This window comes from Sphingobium sp. V4, from assembly GCF_029590555.1.
Classification (GTDB): Bacteria; Pseudomonadota; Alphaproteobacteria; order Sphingomonadales; family Sphingomonadaceae; genus Sphingobium.
In genome coordinates this window covers 884,061-903,019 of sequence record NZ_CP081001.1, presented here as the reverse complement: position 1 = coordinate 903,019, position 18,959 = coordinate 884,061, and the positions used below count along the sequence as shown (strand labels likewise).

Here is an 18,959-nt window from a genome sequence, read left to right as displayed (position 1 = left end):
CTCAAAGACCGGCTGGGTCGAAATCGATGAGATCCTGGGCGGCGAGCAGGAACGCCACGCCGATCCTCAAGGAAGCGAACCAGGCGCCGACCTTTTCGGCGTCGTCGAGCTGGCAGATGCCGCAGATGTCCATGAACCCCGTCTCCATGCCGAGACGGCCAACATCGTCGAGCTCGCGCTGGAACTGATCAAATGGGACGAGCGTAACCGGGGGCAGGCCAGACCGATCCTCGTAGTCGTCCACATATTCTCGGATCATCTCGATATCGAAGCGCCACGCACCGCGATCGTCGCCCAGTGCCTCCACGGCCGCATAGGCCTTGCGCAACGCGCGTATTTTGTCGGCGAGCGCGAGGGGCATGTTCTTCAAGGGCGCGGCATTCTCGGCCAGCATCCAATCCGGCCGGCGGGCTCTGATCGCCGATGGCAACATATCCTCGTCGATCTCTTTGGGATCCTGCCCGAACAACTCGACCAGCGCGTGCCGCGCGCCTTCGTCGGTCTCCTCGCCTTCCCAATGGTACATCGAAAGCTCGGTCAGCAAATCGTCGAAGTGGAAGACCGGTAGCGCGATGTTCAGCGTACCGACCAATTCCTTGTAGGCGGCAGCACGCCAGCCGAGCGGCGCGACGTTAGCGAAGAGCGTTTGCCGCAGGACATTACTCTTTTCGATCCATCCAAGATCTAATTGGCCTAGGCTGTCGCAGATCAGCACGAGCGCGGGCGGCAGCGTGTCGTCGCCCTGCAGGACGACAGCGCGCAGTTCGGCCATGTCGAACGGCTTGAGGATGTCGAGCACGGCATCATTGAATGTGCGCTCGATCCGCGCCCGCGCCTCATGCCGGGTGCAGGGGCGATCGCACGGGGCAATAGTCTCAACCCAGCGGCCGATCAGCTTGTGATGCGCGGCGAGGGACACGTCGAACATCGCCGGCACATCGGGCGATATGCCGACCGCACGGCCTGCCAGGTCAGCCGAGGGGCGCGAGAGCAAGCCCATGGGGCGGCTGGAGCGGCTCGTGCGCCCTGCCCTCGTTCGGGACGAGGATGCGCGCATAGAGGGCTTTGTCCTGGTCGCTACAGAGGGGTTTGGTAAAATCGGTTTGGTCGCCATCATGCTCGATCCATTCGAGAAGGGTTTTCCGGGGGGCGGCCGGGATGGCCGCGCTCTTCGGTGGCATGTCAGCCCTTGGTGCCGACGGCCCGCCGGTACTCGGTGACATGGTTGGTGCCCGACACGCCGGCATCGACGGCCTCGGCGTTGAGGATCGCGGGATAGAGCGACGCGTGGTAGGCCCGCAGGCCTTGGGGATCGCTGGCGAGGTGCGGCGGGATCGGAAGATCGATCCCGTCATAGCGATAGACGCGGGTCAGATGGTTGATTTGCATTGGTGCCTCCCGGCAGATGGTCGTTGAAAACTGGTGTGGGTCAGTCCCATAGGCTGGCCGGTTCACCCGGCGCAGGCTCTGCTGGCGGCGCGGCGGGCGCCTCGGCCCTCGGAGCCGCCGGCGGCGCGGCCTTGGCCGGTGCCGGCTTGGGCTTAGGCACGGCCTTTTTCGCGGTTTCGGCCGCCTCGCGCTGTTCCGCGAGCTGGTCGCCCAGCGCCTTGCGCGCCGCAATGAGCTGACCCAAGGCGCCGGCCTCCCCCTTCGCAAGCTCGGCGTCGATTTCGGCGGCTGTGGCCGTGATCGAGATCGGCCGGACCTCTCCTCCCTCGGGCTTGTGACTGGAGCCTTCCGCCTTCCGGGGCATGATGGTCATGGTGACGGCACCGTCCGGACTGGCAACGAGGTCGAGGCCGAGCGAATAGCGGGACAGCAGCGGCAACAGGCTGGTAATCAGCATCGGGATCAGTCCTTCTCGGAAAATGCGGGGGCGGCGGGAGGCGGGCTGTATTTGCCGTTGAGCGTGATCGCGCTGGGCAAGCGGCCGGCCCAGCTGAAGCCGGTGGCGTTCAGCATGCCGTCGACGATCTTGTTGAGCGGCGCGTCGAGGAGCTTGGCGAACGCCTTCGCGCCCATGTGATCGACGAGCCCGCATTCCTGCGCGATGAACTTGAGCTCATCCTTGTTGAGGCACGCCAGGAAAAATCGATCAACCTTCCACACATCTCGCAAGGTTGCATCGAAAGCCGCTGCGATATCGGGATCGCCTTCGACTGCCTTGATGAGCGCAGCCTTCCACGCGGCCTCTCGCTGTGTCGAAACGCGGCGCGCGATGCTGTCGGTAGTGACGGTCGCCTTCGGCGCCGGTTTGGCGGGGGGCGCAACCTTGGCCGGTTTCGTCACGGCAGCAGTTGGCGCTGCCGAAGGCGCTGCCGCGGGGGCTGCGACCTCACTGCCGGACGGGGTGTCGGTGTCCTTGGCGACCTTCTCGGGCTTGCCCTCGGCCTTGGCCACCGCCGCGGCCTCCGCTTCCGTCTTCAGCTGGAAGCAACCGGGGTTCGTGCAATAGCCGTCGTCGACGTGCGTGGCGAATAGGGCGCGCTGGGAAGCGGAGTTGAACGGACAGGTCGTGCACTCAGCCTTGTCGAACTGCGCGCCGGCAAGGGACTGTGTCACGCGCATCAGCAGCTCACGCGTCTTGGCGACGCCCAGGTCGTTGATCAGGATCGTGTCGAGCGCCTTCTCCTGCTTGTCGGCTGGTACCGCCGCCAGCAGCTCGGCATGGCCGACCTTGATCCGGCGTTCGTCGAGAGCTACTTTCACCGGGTCGGCGAGGTTGGCAAGTGCCAGACGACGGTCAAGCTTCGCCGGCGACCACGCCAGCCGCCGCGCCGCCTCGGCACGATCGCCCTGACAGGCAGCAAGGACGCGGACAGCGGCGTCCGCCTGCTCCGTCTCTGAAGCATCCTCACGGTTGTCGTTCTCGTCGATCGCCGCTTCGAGCGCCTCTTCGTCGGTCATCTCACGGATGAGGACCGGCACGTCAGCGTCCGAACCGAGGGCCTCCGCGGCGGCCTTGTAGCGACGGCCACCTGCGACGATGCTGTATTCGCCTTCTACGTCGGGAACCGGCCGGATCAGCAGCGGCTGGATGATGCCGCGAAGGCGGATCGATGCCACCAGTTCGGCGTGCTTCTCCTGATTGAAGTAGCGGCGGGGGTTGTCGTCCTGCCTGATGCGGGACAGCGGCATCGTGGTCGCGAATTTCAGGACACTGTCGGTCATGCCGGCTCCTCCGTTACAGGCTTCACCCGGCCAAGCAGGTAGCAACCACTGATCCCGTCCAGCCAAATGACGGCGGAGTGTCCGGACAGCAGCTGCGCCTCGGTGCTCGTCTTCGTATGGAGATCCTCGCCGCTGTCGAGACGGACGACGACGGCCTGCCCGATCGGATAGCGCTTGTTCCATTCGTCGCACTCGCGCTGCATCAGCGACGGCTTATTCAGCAGGGCCATCATAGTTTCTCCGCAAATTTAGCAGCGTCCGGCCAATTCCACAGGCCCTGCGCGCCGCGCATCGGCTGGGGCTGGTCCCACTTCTCGATGTCCAGCATCGGCCAGCCCCAGTTGGCGTGCTCGCTCCGATCGCTGTCAAAGCCGGGCAGGCCGGGCAGCTCGTCCTCCGCCTCCTGGGGAAAGCCGAACTCCTGCACCGCGATCTCGATGCCGTTGCGCGGCTCGCCAAGGATGGCGGTGCCAAGGCCAGCCGACAGCGGAAGGCCGACCGGCTTCTTGAAGTGATAGAGCGGCATCAGCAGCTTGAGCGCCGCGTCCACATGCAGGCAGGTCGCCGCCGCGTTCGCGCCACCGAATTTCAGATGGTCGACGATGTCACGGATCTCGCTCGCGCGCATTGGCCTTGCCGCCGCATGGATGACGATGCGCTGGCCGATCAGGGAGCGCGGAGCCTTCCAGCCGCGAAACTCGAACGGCTTCGCGCCGACGACGATCAGAGAGGCCCACGGTTGCCAGAGGGTGAGCGCCTTCATCAGTAGTCACCCTCAGAAGTGACAACCGCGTCTTCATCGACGATGATCTTGGTGCCGCAGGCGTACCAGCCCCGGATCAGCTGATCCATGCCCCAGTTGCGACCGAGGCGGGAAGTGTCTTTTAGGTTTCGACCTTCCAGCGTTGCTGAATAGATCTTGCCGTCCTTGTCGATCGCGATCTCATACGAGCATGCTTGGACGGTGCGCCTCTCCGCCTCATCTTCATCAAGCCCGATACGATAATAGCCGCTGATCGTCTCAGATTCATCGATTACAACGCTGATGATCGGGCCGTATGCATAATCGTGTCGGCCCTTATAGCGCTCGCGCATGCCATCGGCGATTTCTGACAGCTTGATCTCCTTCGGTGCCAAGCTGAGCAGTTCGTCCATGTCCTGAGACAGCCGCCCCGCTACCAGGTCAGACACGCGCGCATCGATCTGTTTTTTCAGCATGCCGGTGACGACGCTGCCATATGTCGGCAAGTCCAGACGATCGACGCGCAGCGCGTCCTCGACGGCCTTCTCGATCATCTTGCCGGTGTCGCTGTACGAGCGCAGTGCGCGGTCGACGCTCTCGACAATCAGCTTTTCAACGCGACTGTTCACCTCCTTTTCGATGAAGTCGGGCGTCATCTTGGCGGTCACGGCCGCGCTGATAAGGTTCGTGAGATCGCTCATGCCGCACCGCCGACGCGCGGCTGGGCGCAAGTGCAGAAGCCCAGCGTTTGCGCGCTTTTCTGTTCCGGTGTGGCTCCGGTGAGAATCGGCCTGTCGCCCGATTCGTTCTTGCTCTGATCCGCGCGGTTATCGCGGCCCAAGTGAGGATTTCCGCGCCATACGGCGCTAGGCGTTGCCTTCGGGAGGCAGGGGCCGGAGGTTCGAATCCTCTTTCCCCGACCACATTCTTCACATGAAATAAAGCGATTTATCAGCGGGTTGGCACAATGCCAGGCCCGCCGATTTCACATGTCCGCACGACGCGCATGGCCAATGTTTTTCGACAGATGTCATCTGTCGAAAGCCTGGGAACGACATGCTGCACATTCGTAAAAGATGTTTGACCCCGCCCGCCCCGGCGGCAATGATCCGCCATATCAAGCCGATAGTGCCACCGATCGCATATCAGGCTCAATCCGACCCGCATCATGCGGGCTTTGGCAGGTGGGAGACACATCTTGCATAGACGCGATTTTCTGGCCTTCGGGGCCATGGGCGTGGGCGGCCTCGTCCTGCCCGCCATGTTCGGCAAGGCCATTGCCGCCGAGGAGCTGACCAGCGCCATCGACGTGGCGGTGAAGAAGGCGCTGGCCGACGCCGCGATGAACGCCGCCAAAAGCGCCGGCGCCAGCTATTGCGACGTGCGCGTCGGCCGTTACCTGCGCCAGTTCGTCATCACCCGCGAACGCAATGTCGAAAATATCGTCAACACCGAATCGTCCGGCGTCGGCATCCGCGTGCTGGCCAACGGCGCCTGGGGCTTCGCCGCCACCAACGAGATGACCACCGACGCCGTGGCGAAGGCCGCGCAACAGGCCGTCGCCATCGCCAGGGCGAACGCCCCGGCCCAGACCGCACCGGTCCAGCTCGCCCCGACGAAGGGCGTGGGCGAAATCAGCTGGAAGACGCCGATCGTCAAGAACAGCATGGCCGTGCCGATCAAGGACAAGGTCGAACTGCTGACCAGCGTCAACGCCGCCGCCATGGATGCCGGCGCCAGCTTCATCCGCTCGATCCTGTTCCTGGTGAATGAGCAGAAATATTTTGCCAGCACCGACGGCAGCTATATCGACCAGGATGTTCACCGCATCTGGGCGCCGATGGAAGTCACCGCCGTCGACAAGGCCAGCGGCAAGTTCCGCACGCGCGAGGGCCTGTCCGCCCCGATGGGTCTTGGCTTCGAATATCTGGACGGCGCCGCATCGGGCAAGACCGTCCTGCCCAACGGCGTCACCGTCTATGGCAACAGCTACGACATGAAGGAGGACGCGATCGCCGCCGCCAGGCAGGCGCAGGCGAAGATCAAGGCCCCCTCGGTCAAGCCGGGCAAGTACGACCTCGTGCTCGACCCGTCGCACACCTGGCTCACCATCCACGAATCGGTCGGCCATCCGCTCGAACTGGATCGCGTGCTGGGCTACGAAGCCAATTATGCCGGCACCAGCTTCGCCACCATGGACAAGCTGGAAAGCCGGTTCCAATATGGTAGCCAGCAAGTAAACATCGTCGCCGACAAGACCCAGCCGGGCAGCCTTGGCGCGGTCGCCTATGACGATGAAGGCATCAAGACCAAGAAGTGGGATCTGATCCGCGACGGCAAGCTCGTCGGCTATCAGGCGATCCGGGACCAGGCCCATATCGAGGGCAAGAAGGAATCGGACGGCTGCGCCTATGCCGACAGCTGGTCCAACGTCCAGTTCCAGCGCATGGCCAACGTCTCCCTTGAACCGGGCAAGGCGAAGAAGAGCGTCGCGGACATGATCGCGGGTGTCGAGGACGGCATCTACATCATCGGCGACGGCAGCTTCTCGATCGACCAGCAGCGCTACAACGCCCAGTTCGGCGGCCAGCTCTTCTACGAGATCAAGAACGGCAAGATCACCCAGCAGATCGAGGACGTCGCCTACCAGATCCGCACGCCGGAATTCTGGAACGCCTGCGTCGGCGTCTGCGACGCCAGCGACTATCGCCTCGGCGGCTCCTTCTTCGACGGCAAGGGCCAGCCCGCGCAGGTCTCCGCCGTATCGCACGGTTCCTCGACCGCGCGTTTCAACGGCATCAACGTCATCAACACCGCGCGTTCGCTCGGCTGACGCTCACGGGAGAGAATAAATGAGCATCCTTACCGAAGCGCAGGCCAAGGCCATCCTGACCAGGGTCGTCGCCCTGTCCAAGGCCGACGAATGCACCGCCACACTGACCGGCAAGATCCAGGGCAATATCCGCTTCGCCCGCAACAATGTGTCCACCGCCGGCCAGACCGACGACATCGAGCTGGCCGTGCAGGTCGCCTATGGCAAGAAGGTCGGCACCGCGACCATCAACCAGTTCGACGACGCCGCACTGGAACGTGTCGTCCGCCGGGCCGAAACGCTGGCGCAACTGGCGCCGGACAATCCGGAATTCATGCCGGCGGTCGAAAAGCAGGCCTACAAGCCCAGCCCGACCTTCGCGCAGGCCACCGCCGACATCACGCCCGCCTATCGCGCGCAGGTCGCCGCCACCTCGATCAATGCCTGCAAGGCGCAGAAGCTGATCGCGGCCGGCTATCTGGAAGATGGCCAGAGCTTCAAGGCCATCGCCAACAGCAAGGGCAATTTCGGCTATCAGCGCTCGACCGTGCTCGACTATACCTGCACCGTCCGGACCGAGGACGGGCGCGGGTCCGGCTGGGTCGGCACCGACACGCAGGACGCCACTCGCTTCAAGGTCGACAGCGACATCCAGATCGCGATGCGCAAGGCGTCGGCCTCGTCCGAAGCCAAGGCGCTGGAGCCGGGCAAATATACGGTGATCCTGGAACCCATGGCGGCCGCCGGCCTGATCGGCTTCATGTTCTACTTCTTCGGCGCGCGCGAAGCCGACGAAGGCCGCAGCTTCCTGTCCAAGAAGGGCGGCGGCAACAAGCTGGGCGAACAGGTGTTCGGCCCGCAGGTCAATTTCTACACCGACCCCTGGGACCCGGTCGCGCCGTGCGAGCCGTGGGACGAGGACGGCCTTGCCCGCCAGCGCATGGACATGGTGAAGGACGGCAAGGTCGTGAACCTCAACTATAGCCGCTACTGGGCGCAAAAGCAGGGCAAGCCCGCCGCCGGCCAGATGGGCAATATCCTGATGACGGGCGGCACCAAGTCGACCGCCGACCTCGTCCGCTCCACCGAGCGCGGCGTGCTCGTCACCCGCACCTGGTATATCCGCATGGTCGACCCGCAGACGGTGCTGCTGACGGGCCTGACCCGCGATGGCACTTTCTATGTCGAAAACGGGCAGATCAAATATCCCATCAAGAACTTCCGGTTCAACGAAAGCCCGGTCATTATGCTCAACAATGTCGAGGAACTGGGCCGTCCGGTCCGCGTGCCGCCGGACGAAGTGTCGATGAACATCGTCGTCCCGCCGATGAAGCTGCGCGACTTCACCTTCACCTCGCTCTCCGACGCGGTGTGATCCTGCCCCGGCCACTATTCTCTTCCGTCATCCCCGCGAAAGCGGGGATCCATCTCCCGCGCTATTCCCTTGCGAAAGGTCAGGAGATGGCTTCCCGCCCTTATGGGAATGACGGTGGGTGTGTCGTGGTCGTGGCTGCTCCATCTCGTCTCCCATGACCCGCAGCGAGTTCCTCCGGTTGATGGCAGGCGGCCTGGCCAGCACCTTGCTGGCCCGCCCGCTTGCTGCTGCCGGGGGCTACGACTTCTGGTTCACGCGCCTGCGCTACGACAGTGGCGACTGGGACGTGGACCAGCGCACGCCGTCCAACGTCATCACCGCGCTGATCGACTACACGACCCTGCGCGTCGACCCGAAGGAGCATGTCGTCCCGCTGGCGGACCCCAGGATGCTCACCGCGCCCTTCTGCTATCTGGCCGGGCACAAGCTGGTGGAATTTTCGCCCGCAGAGCGCCGCAATTTCGAACGCTATGTCCGCAATGGTGGCTTCGTCATGGTGGACGATTGCAACCATGACATAGACGGCCTCTTCGCCCGCTCGTTCGAGGCGCAGATGGCCAGGATTTTCGGGCCGAAGGCGTTGAAGGAACTGCCGAAAAGCCACGGCCTCTACCGCAGCTTCTTCAAGTTCGACGGCCCGCCCAACACGGGCCTCGAACTCAACGGCTGGGGCGACGATCTCGTCCATGACTATCTCAAGGGGATAGAGGTGAACGGGCGGCTGGGCATTCTCTACAGCAACAAGGATTATGGCTGCGAGTGGGACTATGACTGGCGCAACAAGCGCTTCCTGGCCGAGGATAATACCAGGTTCGCGGTCAATATCGTGATGTACGCGCTGTCGGTGTGATGCCCCCCGCTCGCCTTTTTCCGCCTTTCGTCCAGCAAGGGACATGACATGACCGACCTCACCGAAGCCGACATCCAGACCCGCCTTGGCGCGCTGACCCAATTGCGCGCCGCGATCGGCCAGGCGATCGTCGGGCAGGGCGAAGTCGTGGAGCAACTGCTGATCGGCCTCCTCGCCGGCGGCCATTGCCTGCTCGAAGGTGTGCCCGGCCTCGGCAAGACGCTCCTCGTCCGCTCGCTGGGCGAAGCGCTCAAGCTCGACTTCCGCCGCGTCCAGTTCACGCCCGACCTGATGCCCAGCGACATTCTCGGCACCGAACTGCTGGAGGAGGATCATGGCACCGGCCATCGCAGCTTCCGGTTCCAGCAAGGGCCGGTCTTCACCAACCTGCTGCTGGCCGACGAACTCAACCGCACCCCGCCCAAGACGCAGGCGGCGCTGCTGGAGGCGATGCAGGAAAAGACCGTCAGCTATGCGGGCGTCACCCATGTCCTTCCCAAACCCTTCTTCGTGCTGGCGACGCAGAATCCGCTGGAGCAGGCCGGCACCTACCCCCTGCCCGAAGCCCAGCTCGACCGCTTCCTCCTCCACATCCGCGTCGATTACCCGACCGAGGCGGAGGAGCGCGCCATCCTCGCCCAGACCACCGGCTCCAAGCCCGCCGCCGTCCCGGCCGTGATGCAGGGGGAGGAAGTGCTGGCGCTCCAGACCCTCGTGCGCGACGTGCATTTCAGCGACGACCTGCTCGACTGGGTGACGCGCATCGTCCGCGCCAGCCGCCCCGGCGAGGGCGCGCCGGACGACATCCGCAAATATGTGAAATGGGGCGCCGGTCCCCGCGCCGGCCAGTCGCTGATCCTGGCGTCCAAGGCGCGCGCCCTGCTCCACGGCCGCCTCGCCGCCACGCGCGAGGATATCGCCGCGCTCGCCGTCCCGGTCATGCGCCACCGCCTGCTCCTCTCCTTCGCTGCCGAGGCGGAAGGCCGCAGCGCCGATGACGTGGTCGCCGCCCTGGTCCGCGCCGTCCCGCTCGCCTGATCCTTCCGCCATGGCCGACCTCCTCCCCCCCGACGTGCGCAGCCGCCTTCGCGGCCTGCGCCTCGTCACGCGCCGGGCGGTGGGGTCGCATGGCATTGGCCTGCACCAGAGCCACAGCCGGGGCGCGGGCCTCGAATTCGCGCAATATCGCGCCTATGAACCCGGCGACGAACTGCGCCAGATCGACTGGAAGCTCTACGCCCGCTCCGACAAATTCTTCGTGCGGGAGGCCGAGCGCGAAAGTCCCGTCGCTGTCTGGATATTGATCGACGCCAGCGCCTCCATGGGCCAGTGCGACCCCACCCGCCCCGATTACAGCCGCCTCGACGCGGCAAAAGCGATCGCCGCCGCCATCGCCGAACTGGCGATGAAGCAGGGCGACCGCTTCGGTTTCATGGCGCTGGGCGACGCAGGCCTTGCTTTGCTGCCCCCTGCCACCGGCCTGCGCCAGCGCGACCGGCTGCTGCTGGAACTGCTGAACGTCCACGCGGCACGCGGCTTCGCCCCGGAAAGCCAGCTAGGCCCGGTCTGGGAACGGATCGGCGCGCACGACCTCGTCATCCTGCTCAGCGACTGTTTCGACGAAGGCGCGGTCGCGCTGGCGGAAAAGCTGGCCGCCGCCGGGCGCGAGACATTGGTGGTCGAGATGCTGACCGTCGCGGAACGGGATTTCCCCTTCGACGGCGGCTATCGCTTCCGCGATCCCGAAACCGGCGAGGAACTGCTGGCCGATGGCGCAGCCCTGCGCGCCGAATTCCTCGCCCGCTTCGCGCAGGCGCGCGACACGCTCCACGCCCGGCTCGACGCGATCGGCATCCGCCATGCGTCGCATATTCTGGACGAGCCCGTCGACCTGCCCCTCCGCCGCCTGTTCGCGGCCCATGGCGCAGCGGAATATCAATGAGCATGGGCCTGTTGTTCCCCGCCGCGCTGGCCGCGCTCGCGGCCCTGCTGGTGCCGCTCATCATCCATATCGCGCGGAAAAGCGAGCAGCAGCCGACCGACTTCGCCGCCCTGCGCTGGCTGCGCGCGCGGCCGAAGCCGCGCTCGCGCCTGCGCTTCGACGAATGGCCGCTGCTGCTGCTCCGCCTCGCGCTGCTGGCGCTCGTCGCGCTGTGGCTGGCCCAGCCCGTCCTGCTGGGCGCTGGTGACGAGGGCCCCTATGTCGCGGTGATCCCCGGCGCGCGGGTCGATCCCGCCCGCATCGGCGATGCCCGCGCCCACTGGCTGGCGCCCGGCTTCCCGAACATCGACCAAGCCCCACCGACAGGCCCGCTGGCCATCGCCAGCCTCGTCCGCCAGCTCGACGCCGAACTCCCGGCCAACACGCCGCTGACTATCGTCACGCCCACGATCATCGAAGGTGCCGACGCCGACCGCCTCCGCCTCTCGCGCAGGGTGACATGGCAAGTTCAGCCCGGCGCCATGCCCGCGCCCCGGACAGCACCGATTCCGGCGCCGCGCATCGCCATCAGGGCCGACACCGCCCATGCCGGCGGCCTGCTCTATCTCCTGGCCGCCGCCCAGTCATGGCAACCGCCCGGCAAGCCAGCCGCCCTCGACAGCGGCCCGCTCACCGCCCCAATGCCGCCCATCGACCAGCCGCTCTTCTGGATGAGCAGCGGCACCCTGCCCGACGCCGTCACCCGATGGGTCGACGGCGGCGGACAGGCGATCCTCGCCGCCGACATGCGGATGCCGCCGGGCGAAACCGTCCCCATCTGGCGCGACGATCAGGGCCAGGTGCTGGCCCACGCCCGGCCCATGGGCAAGGGCCGTCTGATCCGCCTGACCCGTCCCCTCGTCGCATCGCAGATCCCGCTCCTGCTGGAGGCCGATTTCCCGACCCGTCTCCGCGCGCTCATCACCGCGCAGCCGACTCCCTCCCGCGTCGCCGCCGCCGACTATGCCCCGCTCACGGGCGGCCGCGCCCCCGACCAGCCGCCCCGGCCGCTCCGTCCCATGCTCGCCGTCCTGGTCGCCCTGCTGCTCCTCGCCGAACGCTGGCTCGCCACCCGCCGCAGCCGGAGCATCGCGCCATGAGCGACCTGTTCGTCCAGTGGATCGCGCCCGCTCGCCGTCGCCGCGTCGCCGACACGCTGGCGCTGGCGTTGCCGCCGCTGCTCGCCGCCACGGCGATCGGCTGGCGCTTCTTCGGCCCGATCGCGGCCACCGCTGCCGCGCTGCTCGGCATCGGCATCGCCCTCCTCATCGCCCGGCAGCGCGCCGCGCTCCACGACCTGCCCTGGCTGGTCCGCAGTCTCGACGCCGCGCGCCCGGACCTTGAGGACAGCAGCGCCCTCCTCTTCGGCGGCGACGCGCCCCTCTCCCGGCTCCAGTCGCTCCAGCGCCGCCGCATCGCCGCCCGGCTCGACCAGGGCGGCCCCCAAGACCTCGTTCCCCCCTGGTCGACGCGCACGCTCCTGATCCTCGGCCTCACCGCCGCCGCGCTGATCGCCGCCGCCCTGCTCTGGCCCCGCGCCGGTGAAGGCCCGCCCGCTCTCGCCCCCAGCAGCGAAGGCCTGCCCGCCCGCCCCGGCATCCCCCGCCTCGTCGCCCAGAATCTGCGCATTCTCCCCACCGCCTATACCGGCCTGCCGGTCCGCGACTCCGCCACGCTCGACGCCCGCGTGCCGCAGGGATCGCGCCTCGAATGGACGCTCCGCTTCGATCCGCAGGCGACCGCGCCCCGGCTGCTCATGCTCGGCGGCCAGCCCCTCGCGCTGCGCCGTGACGGCGCCAACTGGATCGCCAGCCGCACCGCCGACGCCGCCTTCCTCTACCGCGTCGATCCCGCCGCCGGGCGCGGCCCCACCCCGCCGCTGCACCGGATCGACGCCGTCGCCGACGCCCCGCCGCAGGTGAAGGCCCTGACCGACAGCCTCACCCTGGTCAGGCCCGGCCAGCACGGCTGGTCCCCGGCCTTTGCCGCCACCGACGATTATGGCGTCGCCACCACCGCCCGGCTGCGCGTGACGCTGGCGATCGGGGAGGGCGAAAATGTCAGCTTTTCCGAACGCGAAATCCCCGTCGGCGGCACAGGCCCGGCCCGCGACCGCCGCTTCGCCCCGCGCCTCGACTTCGCCAGCTTCGGCTTTGCCGCGGGCGGCGACATGGTCGTGCAACTCATCATCCGCGACAATCGCAGCCCGTCGCCGCAGGAAGCGCGCGGCCCCAGCCTCATCCTGCGCTGGCCGTCCCCGAAACAACCCGAAAGCAGCGGCCTCACCGGCATGGTCAACACCACCCTGCCCGCCTATTTCCGCAGCCAGCGCCAGATCATCATCGACATCGAAAAGCTGCTCAAGCAACGGCGCGCCCTCGCGCCCGACCGCTACCTCGCCCGCTCCGCCGCGATCGGCGGCGACCAGCAGATATTGCGCGGCCGCTACAGCCAGTTTCTCGGCGGCGAAAGCGAAGGCCAGCCCGAACTCCCCACCTCGGATGCGGAGGCGCACAGCGACAATGACGGGCACGACCATGGCCCGCCGCCATCGTCGCCCAATGTCTTCGGCGAGAAGGAGGATGTGCTCGCCGAATTCGGCCATCCGCACGACGAAAGCCCCGCCTCCAGCCTCGATCCCGAAACCCGCGCCATCCTGAAGCAGGCGGTGGACGAAATGTGGCAGTCCGAACGGGAGCTCAAGACCGGCCATCCCGACGCCGCGCTGCCCTTTGCCTACCGGGCGCTGCGCTTCATCAAGGAGGTGCAGCAGGCGACCCGCATCTTCCTCTCGCGCGTCGGGCCAGAACTGCCGCCGATCGACGCGGGCCGCCGCATGACCGGCAAGCGTGAGGGGCTGGCCAGCCGCCAGCTGGAACTTACCCCCGTCGAACGGCAGGATGGCCCCGCCGCCGCTGCCTGGCGCGCGCTGGGCGCCGGACCGGACGCGATTTGGGGACCGATCAATCTCGGACCGCTGGACGCCTGGGTCCGCGCCAACACCGCCCGCCTGCCCGATGCGCTGGCGCTCAGCGGCGTGATCGACGCCGTGCGCCGCGACCCCGCCTGCGCCTCCTGCCGCGCGAAGCTCCGCGCTCAGCTCTGGACCGCGATGGAACGCCCGCTCGGCCAGCCTGCCCGCCGCCGCCCGGCCGACGGCCCCGGCACCCGCTATCTCCGCGCGATCGGGGGAGGCGGATCATGACCACGCCCATGCCCATGCCGGCGATCGTCGCCGCCATCCTTGCCCTCGCCGTCCTGCTGGCCGCGATCCGCCTGACCCTCTGGCACCGGGCGGCGGTCGAGCAGGGATCGCCCCTCCGCCTGGCGCTGCTCCTGCTGCTCCAGCCGGTCTGCGCCGGGCTGCTCTTTTTCGCGCTTTTCCCACCCGCCACCAGCGGCGGCAGCGGCGCCCTGCGCATCGCCACCGCCGGAACGCCGCGCCTCGCCGCCGCCGGCGCGCCCCTCATCGTCCTGCCCGAGGCAGGCGCTATCCTCGGCGAAGCCGCGCCCGACCTCGCCACCGCGCTGCGCCGCCACCCCGCCGCTGGCACGATCGAGATCGTCGGTCGGGGATTGACGCCCCGCGACATCGAAGCCGCACGCACGGTCGCCCTCCGCTTCGATCCGCCCCCGCCGCCCAGGGGCATCATCCACCTCTCCCCACCTGCGTCGACCGCACCGGGCGCGACCTTCACCACCGGCGCGACGCTCGCCGGCCTGCCCGAGGCCACCGTCCAATTGCTCGACCCAGCCGGCCGCGTGACCGACAGCGCCACGCCCGACCGCGACGGCCATGTCACTCTCACCGGCACCGCCCGCAGCGCCGGCGCCGCCGACTTCACCCTGCGCGTGCGCGACGACGGCTGGATGGTCGAACAGGCCAGCGTCCCCGTCCTCACGCAGGACAGCGCCCGGCCGCGCCTGCTGATCCTCGCCGGCGCGCCCGGACCGGAAGTCAAATATCTGCGCCGCTGGGCGACCGACGCGGGCTTCGCCGTCACCAGCCAAATGAGCGCGGGCGGCGGCGTCCAGCTCGGCGACGTCCCCGTCTCGATCGACGGCGCCAGTCTGCGCGGCTTCGACGCCGTGCTGATCGACGATCGCAGCTGGGCCGCAATGGGCGGCGCGCGCAACGCCCTGCTCGGCGCGGTGCGCGACGGCCTCGGCCTCATCCTGCGCGCCGGCGGCCCGCTCGACGGTGCGACCCGCAGCCAGTGGCAAGCGCTGGGCTTCGCGCTCCAGGGCGGTAACGACCTCGCCCCGCTCGCCTTGCCCAAGCCGCCCGCCGCCACCATAGCCCGCACCCGGCAGGGCATAGCCTATGCCGACCGCCCCGAAGACATGGCGTTCCCCGACGAATTGCTCCCCGAAGTCACCCGCCTCGCCGCTGCGCCCACTGGCCGCGACGCCGTTCCGCTGCTTCGGGACGCCGGCGGCGCCCCGCTCGCCGCATGGCGCGCGCTCGGGACGGGGCGGATCGCGCTTTTTACCGGCATCGACAGCTATGCGCTCATCCTCACCGGGCACCAGCCGCTCCATGATCTATGGTGGCGCAGCCTGCTCGGCGCGGTCGCCCGCCCCGCGCCCGCGCCCGCAATGATCGACGGCATCCATTGGGCAGGCGAGCGCATGGCGCTATGCGGCCTTGCCGGAAACGCGCAGGTCGACCGCCCCGATGGCAGCCACGCGCGGCTGATCCCGGTGAACGGCTGCGCCGCCTTCTGGCCGGAAAGCGCCGGCTGGCACGTCCTGCGCGGCAAGGACGGCGCCGTCCCCTTCCACGTCCAACCCGCCCAGGCCCTGCCAGCGATGCGCGCTACCCGCGACCGCGCCGCCACGCTCATGCTGCGCGGCAACGCCCCGGCACCGGGTTCGGACGAACCCCGCCACGGCCCCGCCTGGCCTTGGCTGCTGGCATGGCTCGCCGCCAGCGCCCTGCTCTGGTGGCTGGAACGCAGCCGGATCGGCCGCCGTCAGTCCGCCCGATAGGCCATGTAGAAATCGCGCAGCGCCCGCGCGTCGTGCAGGGCGTTGTGCGGCACCCGGCTGTTCGCCGCCGCGCTGAATCCCGCCGCGTTGATCAGTTCCAGCCGCAAGCCGAAATCGACCCCGGCCATCTGCCCCGGCCCCTTCACCAGCAGAGCGCAGAAATGAGCCAGATCCTCGGGCCAGTCGGCGATGATGACGGGATCGGAATCGCCCGCCAGATAGGCGGCGACCATGTCGGCGCCTTCCTCGCGCCCCAGTTCATGGTCGATCCCCGGCGGCACATGGCGCAGATAGGGGATGACGTTGGCCGACACCCATGTCTCGATCTGGTCCGGCAGGGGCAGCGAAAAATAGAGTTCCTGGTCCCCGTCCTCGGGCACCAGCGCCACGCTGATCAGCGTCCCGCCAAAGCCGTTGAATTCGGTGTCGAGAAAATAGCGCATGGGGAAGAAGGCTGCCTGTCCAGATTCGGGTCGCGGTCGGCGGGCCGATAGCATCCGCCGGACGGATCGGCCATGTGGCGACCGACGCGCGCGACCGCCTGTAGCATTTGCGCGACGGAAGCCAAGCTGCCATGCGCCACAGGCCGATCGTTTATGTAAGAAGGGGCCGTATGACGCCGCGCGAATATCTGGGGTCCGCCGCCGTGCCGGGTGGGCAGGAACTGAAACTCTACCGGCGTGGCGGCGACTATATGATCGTCCTCGACCGCAATGAATTGATGAGCAGCCGGATGAGCGGCTCGGAAAAGCAGCTCGCGCTCATGACGATCGAGCGGCTGAAGGGGCGCACCGCGCCGCATCTGCTGATCGGCGGCTATGGCATGGGATTCACCCTGCGCGCGGCGCTGGGCGCGCTCGACGCATCCGCGCAGATCACGGTCGCCGAACTGGTGCCCGAAATCATCGAATGGGCGCGCGGTCCGATGACGGACCTTGCCGCCGGCTGCCTCGACGACCCGCGCGTGCGCCTTGTCCTCGACGATGTCGTCAACGTGATCGCCGCAGGCCATGGCAGCTATGACGCGATCCTGCTCGACGTCGACAATGGCCCCGACGGCCTCACCGCCGCCGCCAATGACCGGCTCTACAATGGCAAGGGACTGGAGGCCGCGCGCACGGCATTGAAGCCCGGCGGCATCCTTGCCGTCTGGTCCGCCGGCTCCGACGATGCCTTCACCCGCCGCCTGCGCAGCGCCGGCTTCCTCGTGGAGGAGGTCGCCGTGCGTGCCCGCGACAATGGCAAGGGGCCGCGCCATGTCATCTGGTTTGCACAAAAGCGCTGAACATGCTGCACTGCGATATAGCGCCCGTCCGGGTGCTGTGAGATTTCAACCGACACGTTTTCTCAAAAGGATGCCGGAGTGATCCAGACCGTAACCACCACCCCCTTCACCGACCAGAAGCCTGGCACCTCCGGCCTGCGCAAGAAGGTGCGGGTCTTCGCCCAGCCCCATTATGCGGAAAATTTCGTCCAGTCGGTGTTCGACAGCCTGGAGGGGTTCGCGGGCCAGACACTGGTGGTGGGCGGCGACGGCCGTTATCTCAACCGCGAAGTCATCCAGACGGTGCTGAAGATGGCAGCCGCCAACGGCTTCGGCCGGGTGCTGGTGGGCCGGGGCGGCATTCTCTCCACCCCCGCCGCCTCGCACCTCATTCGCGCGTCGGGCGCGTTCGGCGGCCTCGTGCTCTCGGCCAGCCACAATCCCGGCGGCCCGGACGAGGATTTCGGCATCAAATATAATATCGGCAATGGCGGCCCGGCGCCCGAAAAGGTGACGGACGCGATCAACGCCCGCACGCTGACGATCGACAGCTACCAGATTCTCGACGCCGCCGATGTCGATATCGACAGCATCGGCTCCAGCCGGCTCGGCGACATGACCGTCGAAGTGGTCGATCCGGTCGCTCTCTATGCCGACCTCATGGAAAGCCTGTTCGACTTCGCTGCCATCCGCGCGCTGATCGCGGACGGCTTTACCCTCGCCTTCGACAGCATGAGCGCCGTCACCGGTCCCTATGCGGTAGAGATTTTCGAGCAGCGCCTCGGCGCGCCCGCCGGCACGGTGATGAACGGCACGCCGCTCCCCGATTTCGGCCATCATCATCCCGATCCCAATCTCGTCCACGCAAAGGCGCTCCATGATCGGCTGATGGCCCCCGACGCGCCCGATTTCGGTGCAGCGTCGGACGGCGATGGCGACCGCAACCTCATCATCGGCCGCCATTGCTATGTGACACCCTCGGACTCGCTGGCGGTGCTGGCGGCCAACGCCCATCTCGCGCCCGGCTATGCGCGGGGCCTGAAGGGCATCGCCCGCTCCATGCCGACCAGCGGCGCGGCCGACCGGGTGGCCGAACGGCTCGGCATTCCCCTCTATGAAACGCCCACCGGCTGGAAATTCTTCGGCAACCTGCTCGATGCCGGCATGGCCACCATCTGCGGCGAGGAAAGCGCGGGTACCGGTTCCGACCATGTGCGCGAAAAGGACGGCATCTGGGCCGTGCTGCTCTGGCTCAACATCCTCGCCGTCCGCCGGCAGGGCGTCGCGCAGATCATGGCCGAACATTGGGCGACCTATGGCCGCAATTACTATGCCCGCCATGATTATGAGGCCATCGCCAAGGACCGCGCCGACGCCTTGATGGCCACGCTGCGCGACAAGCTCGACCGCCTGCCCGGCACCGCCAACAGCGGCGGCATCGTGAAGAGCGCCGATGATTTCGCCTATACCGACCCCACCGACCAGTCCGTCAGCCGCAACCAGGGCGTCCGCATCCTGTTCGAGGACGGATCGCGCGTGGTCTTTCGCCTGTCGGGGACCGGCACCGAGGGCGCGACGTTGCGCGTCTATATCGAACGCTATGTCGGCCCGGACGGCGATCTCGGCATGGACACCGCCGATGCCCTCGCGCCCCTGATCGCGGCGGCGCAGGAAGTGGCGGACATCCGCGGTTTCACCGGCATGGACCGGCCCAGCGTCATCACCTGACACAGGCCGGCCCGACAGAAAAAACGATCGGGAAACAGGGCGGA

The 18,959-nt window shown here is 67.4% G+C and carries 18 protein-coding genes and 1 tRNA gene; 11 read left to right on the top strand and 8 right to left on the bottom strand.

The genetic code is table 11. The features are described 5' to 3' along the window. Position 1: 1 nt before the first annotated feature. From K3M67_RS04690 to K3M67_RS04660, 7 genes are all read right to left on the bottom strand, one after another. Positions 2 to 928: a hypothetical protein gene (locus K3M67_RS04690; RefSeq protein WP_285832411.1), complete on the bottom strand. Its 927-nt coding sequence runs from the start codon at positions 926 to 928 to the stop codon at positions 2 to 4. Between the two features lie 254 nt (positions 929 to 1,182). Next, positions 1,183 to 1,389, bottom strand: a complete 207-nt coding sequence (locus K3M67_RS04685) for a PRTRC system protein C (protein ID WP_285832410.1) — start codon at positions 1,387 to 1,389, stop codon at positions 1,183 to 1,185. Positions 1,390 to 1,429: 40 nt separating this feature from the next. Continuing rightward, positions 1,430 to 1,846, bottom strand: coding sequence for a PRTRC system protein E (locus K3M67_RS04680; protein ID WP_285832409.1), 417 nt, complete (start codon positions 1,844 to 1,846; stop codon positions 1,430 to 1,432). Between the two features lie 5 nt (positions 1,847 to 1,851). Next, on the bottom strand, positions 1,852 to 3,171 hold the full coding sequence (locus tag K3M67_RS04675; RefSeq protein WP_285832408.1) for a PRTRC system ParB family protein: 1,320 nt from the start codon (positions 3,169 to 3,171) through the stop codon (positions 1,852 to 1,854). After that, positions 3,168 to 3,404 carry a hypothetical protein gene (locus K3M67_RS04670; protein ID WP_285832407.1) on the bottom strand — a complete coding sequence of 79 codons (237 nt, stop codon included), beginning with the start codon at positions 3,402 to 3,404 and terminating at the stop codon, positions 3,168 to 3,170. Before K3M67_RS04670 ends, K3M67_RS04675 begins: the two co-directional genes overlap by 4 nt. Beyond that, positions 3,401 to 3,934: an ASCH domain-containing protein gene (locus tag K3M67_RS04665; RefSeq protein ID WP_285832406.1), complete on the bottom strand. Its 534-nt coding sequence runs from the start codon at positions 3,932 to 3,934 to the stop codon at positions 3,401 to 3,403. Before K3M67_RS04665 ends, K3M67_RS04670 begins: the two co-directional genes overlap by 4 nt. Further along, positions 3,934 to 4,614, bottom strand: coding sequence for a hypothetical protein (locus K3M67_RS04660; RefSeq protein WP_285832405.1), 681 nt, complete (start codon positions 4,612 to 4,614; stop codon positions 3,934 to 3,936). Before K3M67_RS04660 ends, K3M67_RS04665 begins: the two co-directional genes overlap by 1 nt. Positions 4,615 to 4,756: 142 nt before the next feature. Here K3M67_RS04660 and K3M67_RS04655 point away from each other — a divergent pair. From K3M67_RS04655 to K3M67_RS04615, 9 genes are all read left to right on the top strand, one after another. Next, a tRNA-Pro gene (locus tag K3M67_RS04655) sits at positions 4,757 to 4,832 on the top strand. A 279-nt stretch (positions 4,833 to 5,111) separates the two neighbouring features. Then, positions 5,112 to 6,746, top strand: coding sequence for a TldD/PmbA family protein (locus tag K3M67_RS04650; protein ID WP_066855719.1), 1,635 nt, complete (start codon positions 5,112 to 5,114; stop codon positions 6,744 to 6,746). Positions 6,747 to 6,765: 19 nt separating this feature from the next. After that, on the top strand, positions 6,766 to 8,100 hold the full coding sequence (locus K3M67_RS04645) for a TldD/PmbA family protein (protein WP_066855722.1): 1,335 nt from the start codon (positions 6,766 to 6,768) through the stop codon (positions 8,098 to 8,100). A 181-nt stretch (positions 8,101 to 8,281) separates the two neighbouring features. Then, positions 8,282 to 8,950, top strand: a complete 669-nt coding sequence (locus K3M67_RS04640) for a DUF4159 domain-containing protein (RefSeq protein ID WP_232313640.1) — start codon at positions 8,282 to 8,284, stop codon at positions 8,948 to 8,950. Positions 8,951 to 8,998: 48 nt separating this feature from the next. Continuing rightward, positions 8,999 to 9,988, top strand: coding sequence for an AAA family ATPase (locus K3M67_RS04635; protein ID WP_285832404.1), 990 nt, complete (start codon positions 8,999 to 9,001; stop codon positions 9,986 to 9,988). 10 nt (positions 9,989 to 9,998) lie between these two features. After that, positions 9,999 to 10,892, top strand: a complete 894-nt coding sequence (locus K3M67_RS04630) for a DUF58 domain-containing protein (protein ID WP_285832403.1) — start codon at positions 9,999 to 10,001, stop codon at positions 10,890 to 10,892. After that, complete coding sequence (locus K3M67_RS04625; RefSeq protein WP_285832402.1) at positions 10,889 to 12,031, top strand: BatA domain-containing protein; 1,143 nt, start codon at positions 10,889 to 10,891, stop codon at positions 12,029 to 12,031. The genes K3M67_RS04630 and K3M67_RS04625 overlap by 4 nt, the downstream gene beginning before the upstream one ends. Next, positions 12,028 to 14,136: a DUF4175 domain-containing protein gene (locus tag K3M67_RS04620; RefSeq protein WP_285832401.1), complete on the top strand. Its 2,109-nt coding sequence runs from the start codon at positions 12,028 to 12,030 to the stop codon at positions 14,134 to 14,136. Before K3M67_RS04625 ends, K3M67_RS04620 begins: the two co-directional genes overlap by 4 nt. Then, positions 14,133 to 15,923, top strand: a complete 1,791-nt coding sequence (locus K3M67_RS04615; protein ID WP_285832400.1) for a carboxypeptidase regulatory-like domain-containing protein — start codon at positions 14,133 to 14,135, stop codon at positions 15,921 to 15,923. Before K3M67_RS04620 ends, K3M67_RS04615 begins: the two co-directional genes overlap by 4 nt. On the opposite strand, the gene K3M67_RS04610 is transcribed toward K3M67_RS04615, so the two are convergent. Continuing rightward, entirely contained in the window at positions 15,908 to 16,366 is a 459-nt protein-coding gene (locus K3M67_RS04610) for a hypothetical protein (RefSeq protein ID WP_066855740.1), read from the bottom strand. The genes K3M67_RS04615 and K3M67_RS04610 overlap by 16 nt on opposite strands. A 170-nt stretch (positions 16,367 to 16,536) precedes the next feature. Here K3M67_RS04610 and K3M67_RS04605 point away from each other — a divergent pair, with 170 nt between their 5' ends. Further along, on the top strand, positions 16,537 to 17,208 hold the full coding sequence (locus K3M67_RS04605; RefSeq protein ID WP_066855743.1) for a spermidine synthase: 672 nt from the start codon (positions 16,537 to 16,539) through the stop codon (positions 17,206 to 17,208). A 78-nt stretch (positions 17,209 to 17,286) separates the two neighbouring features. After that, positions 17,287 to 18,915, top strand: coding sequence for an alpha-D-glucose phosphate-specific phosphoglucomutase (locus K3M67_RS04600; RefSeq protein ID WP_285832399.1), 1,629 nt, complete (start codon positions 17,287 to 17,289; stop codon positions 18,913 to 18,915). The last annotated feature ends 44 nt before the right edge of the window (positions 18,916 to 18,959 follow it).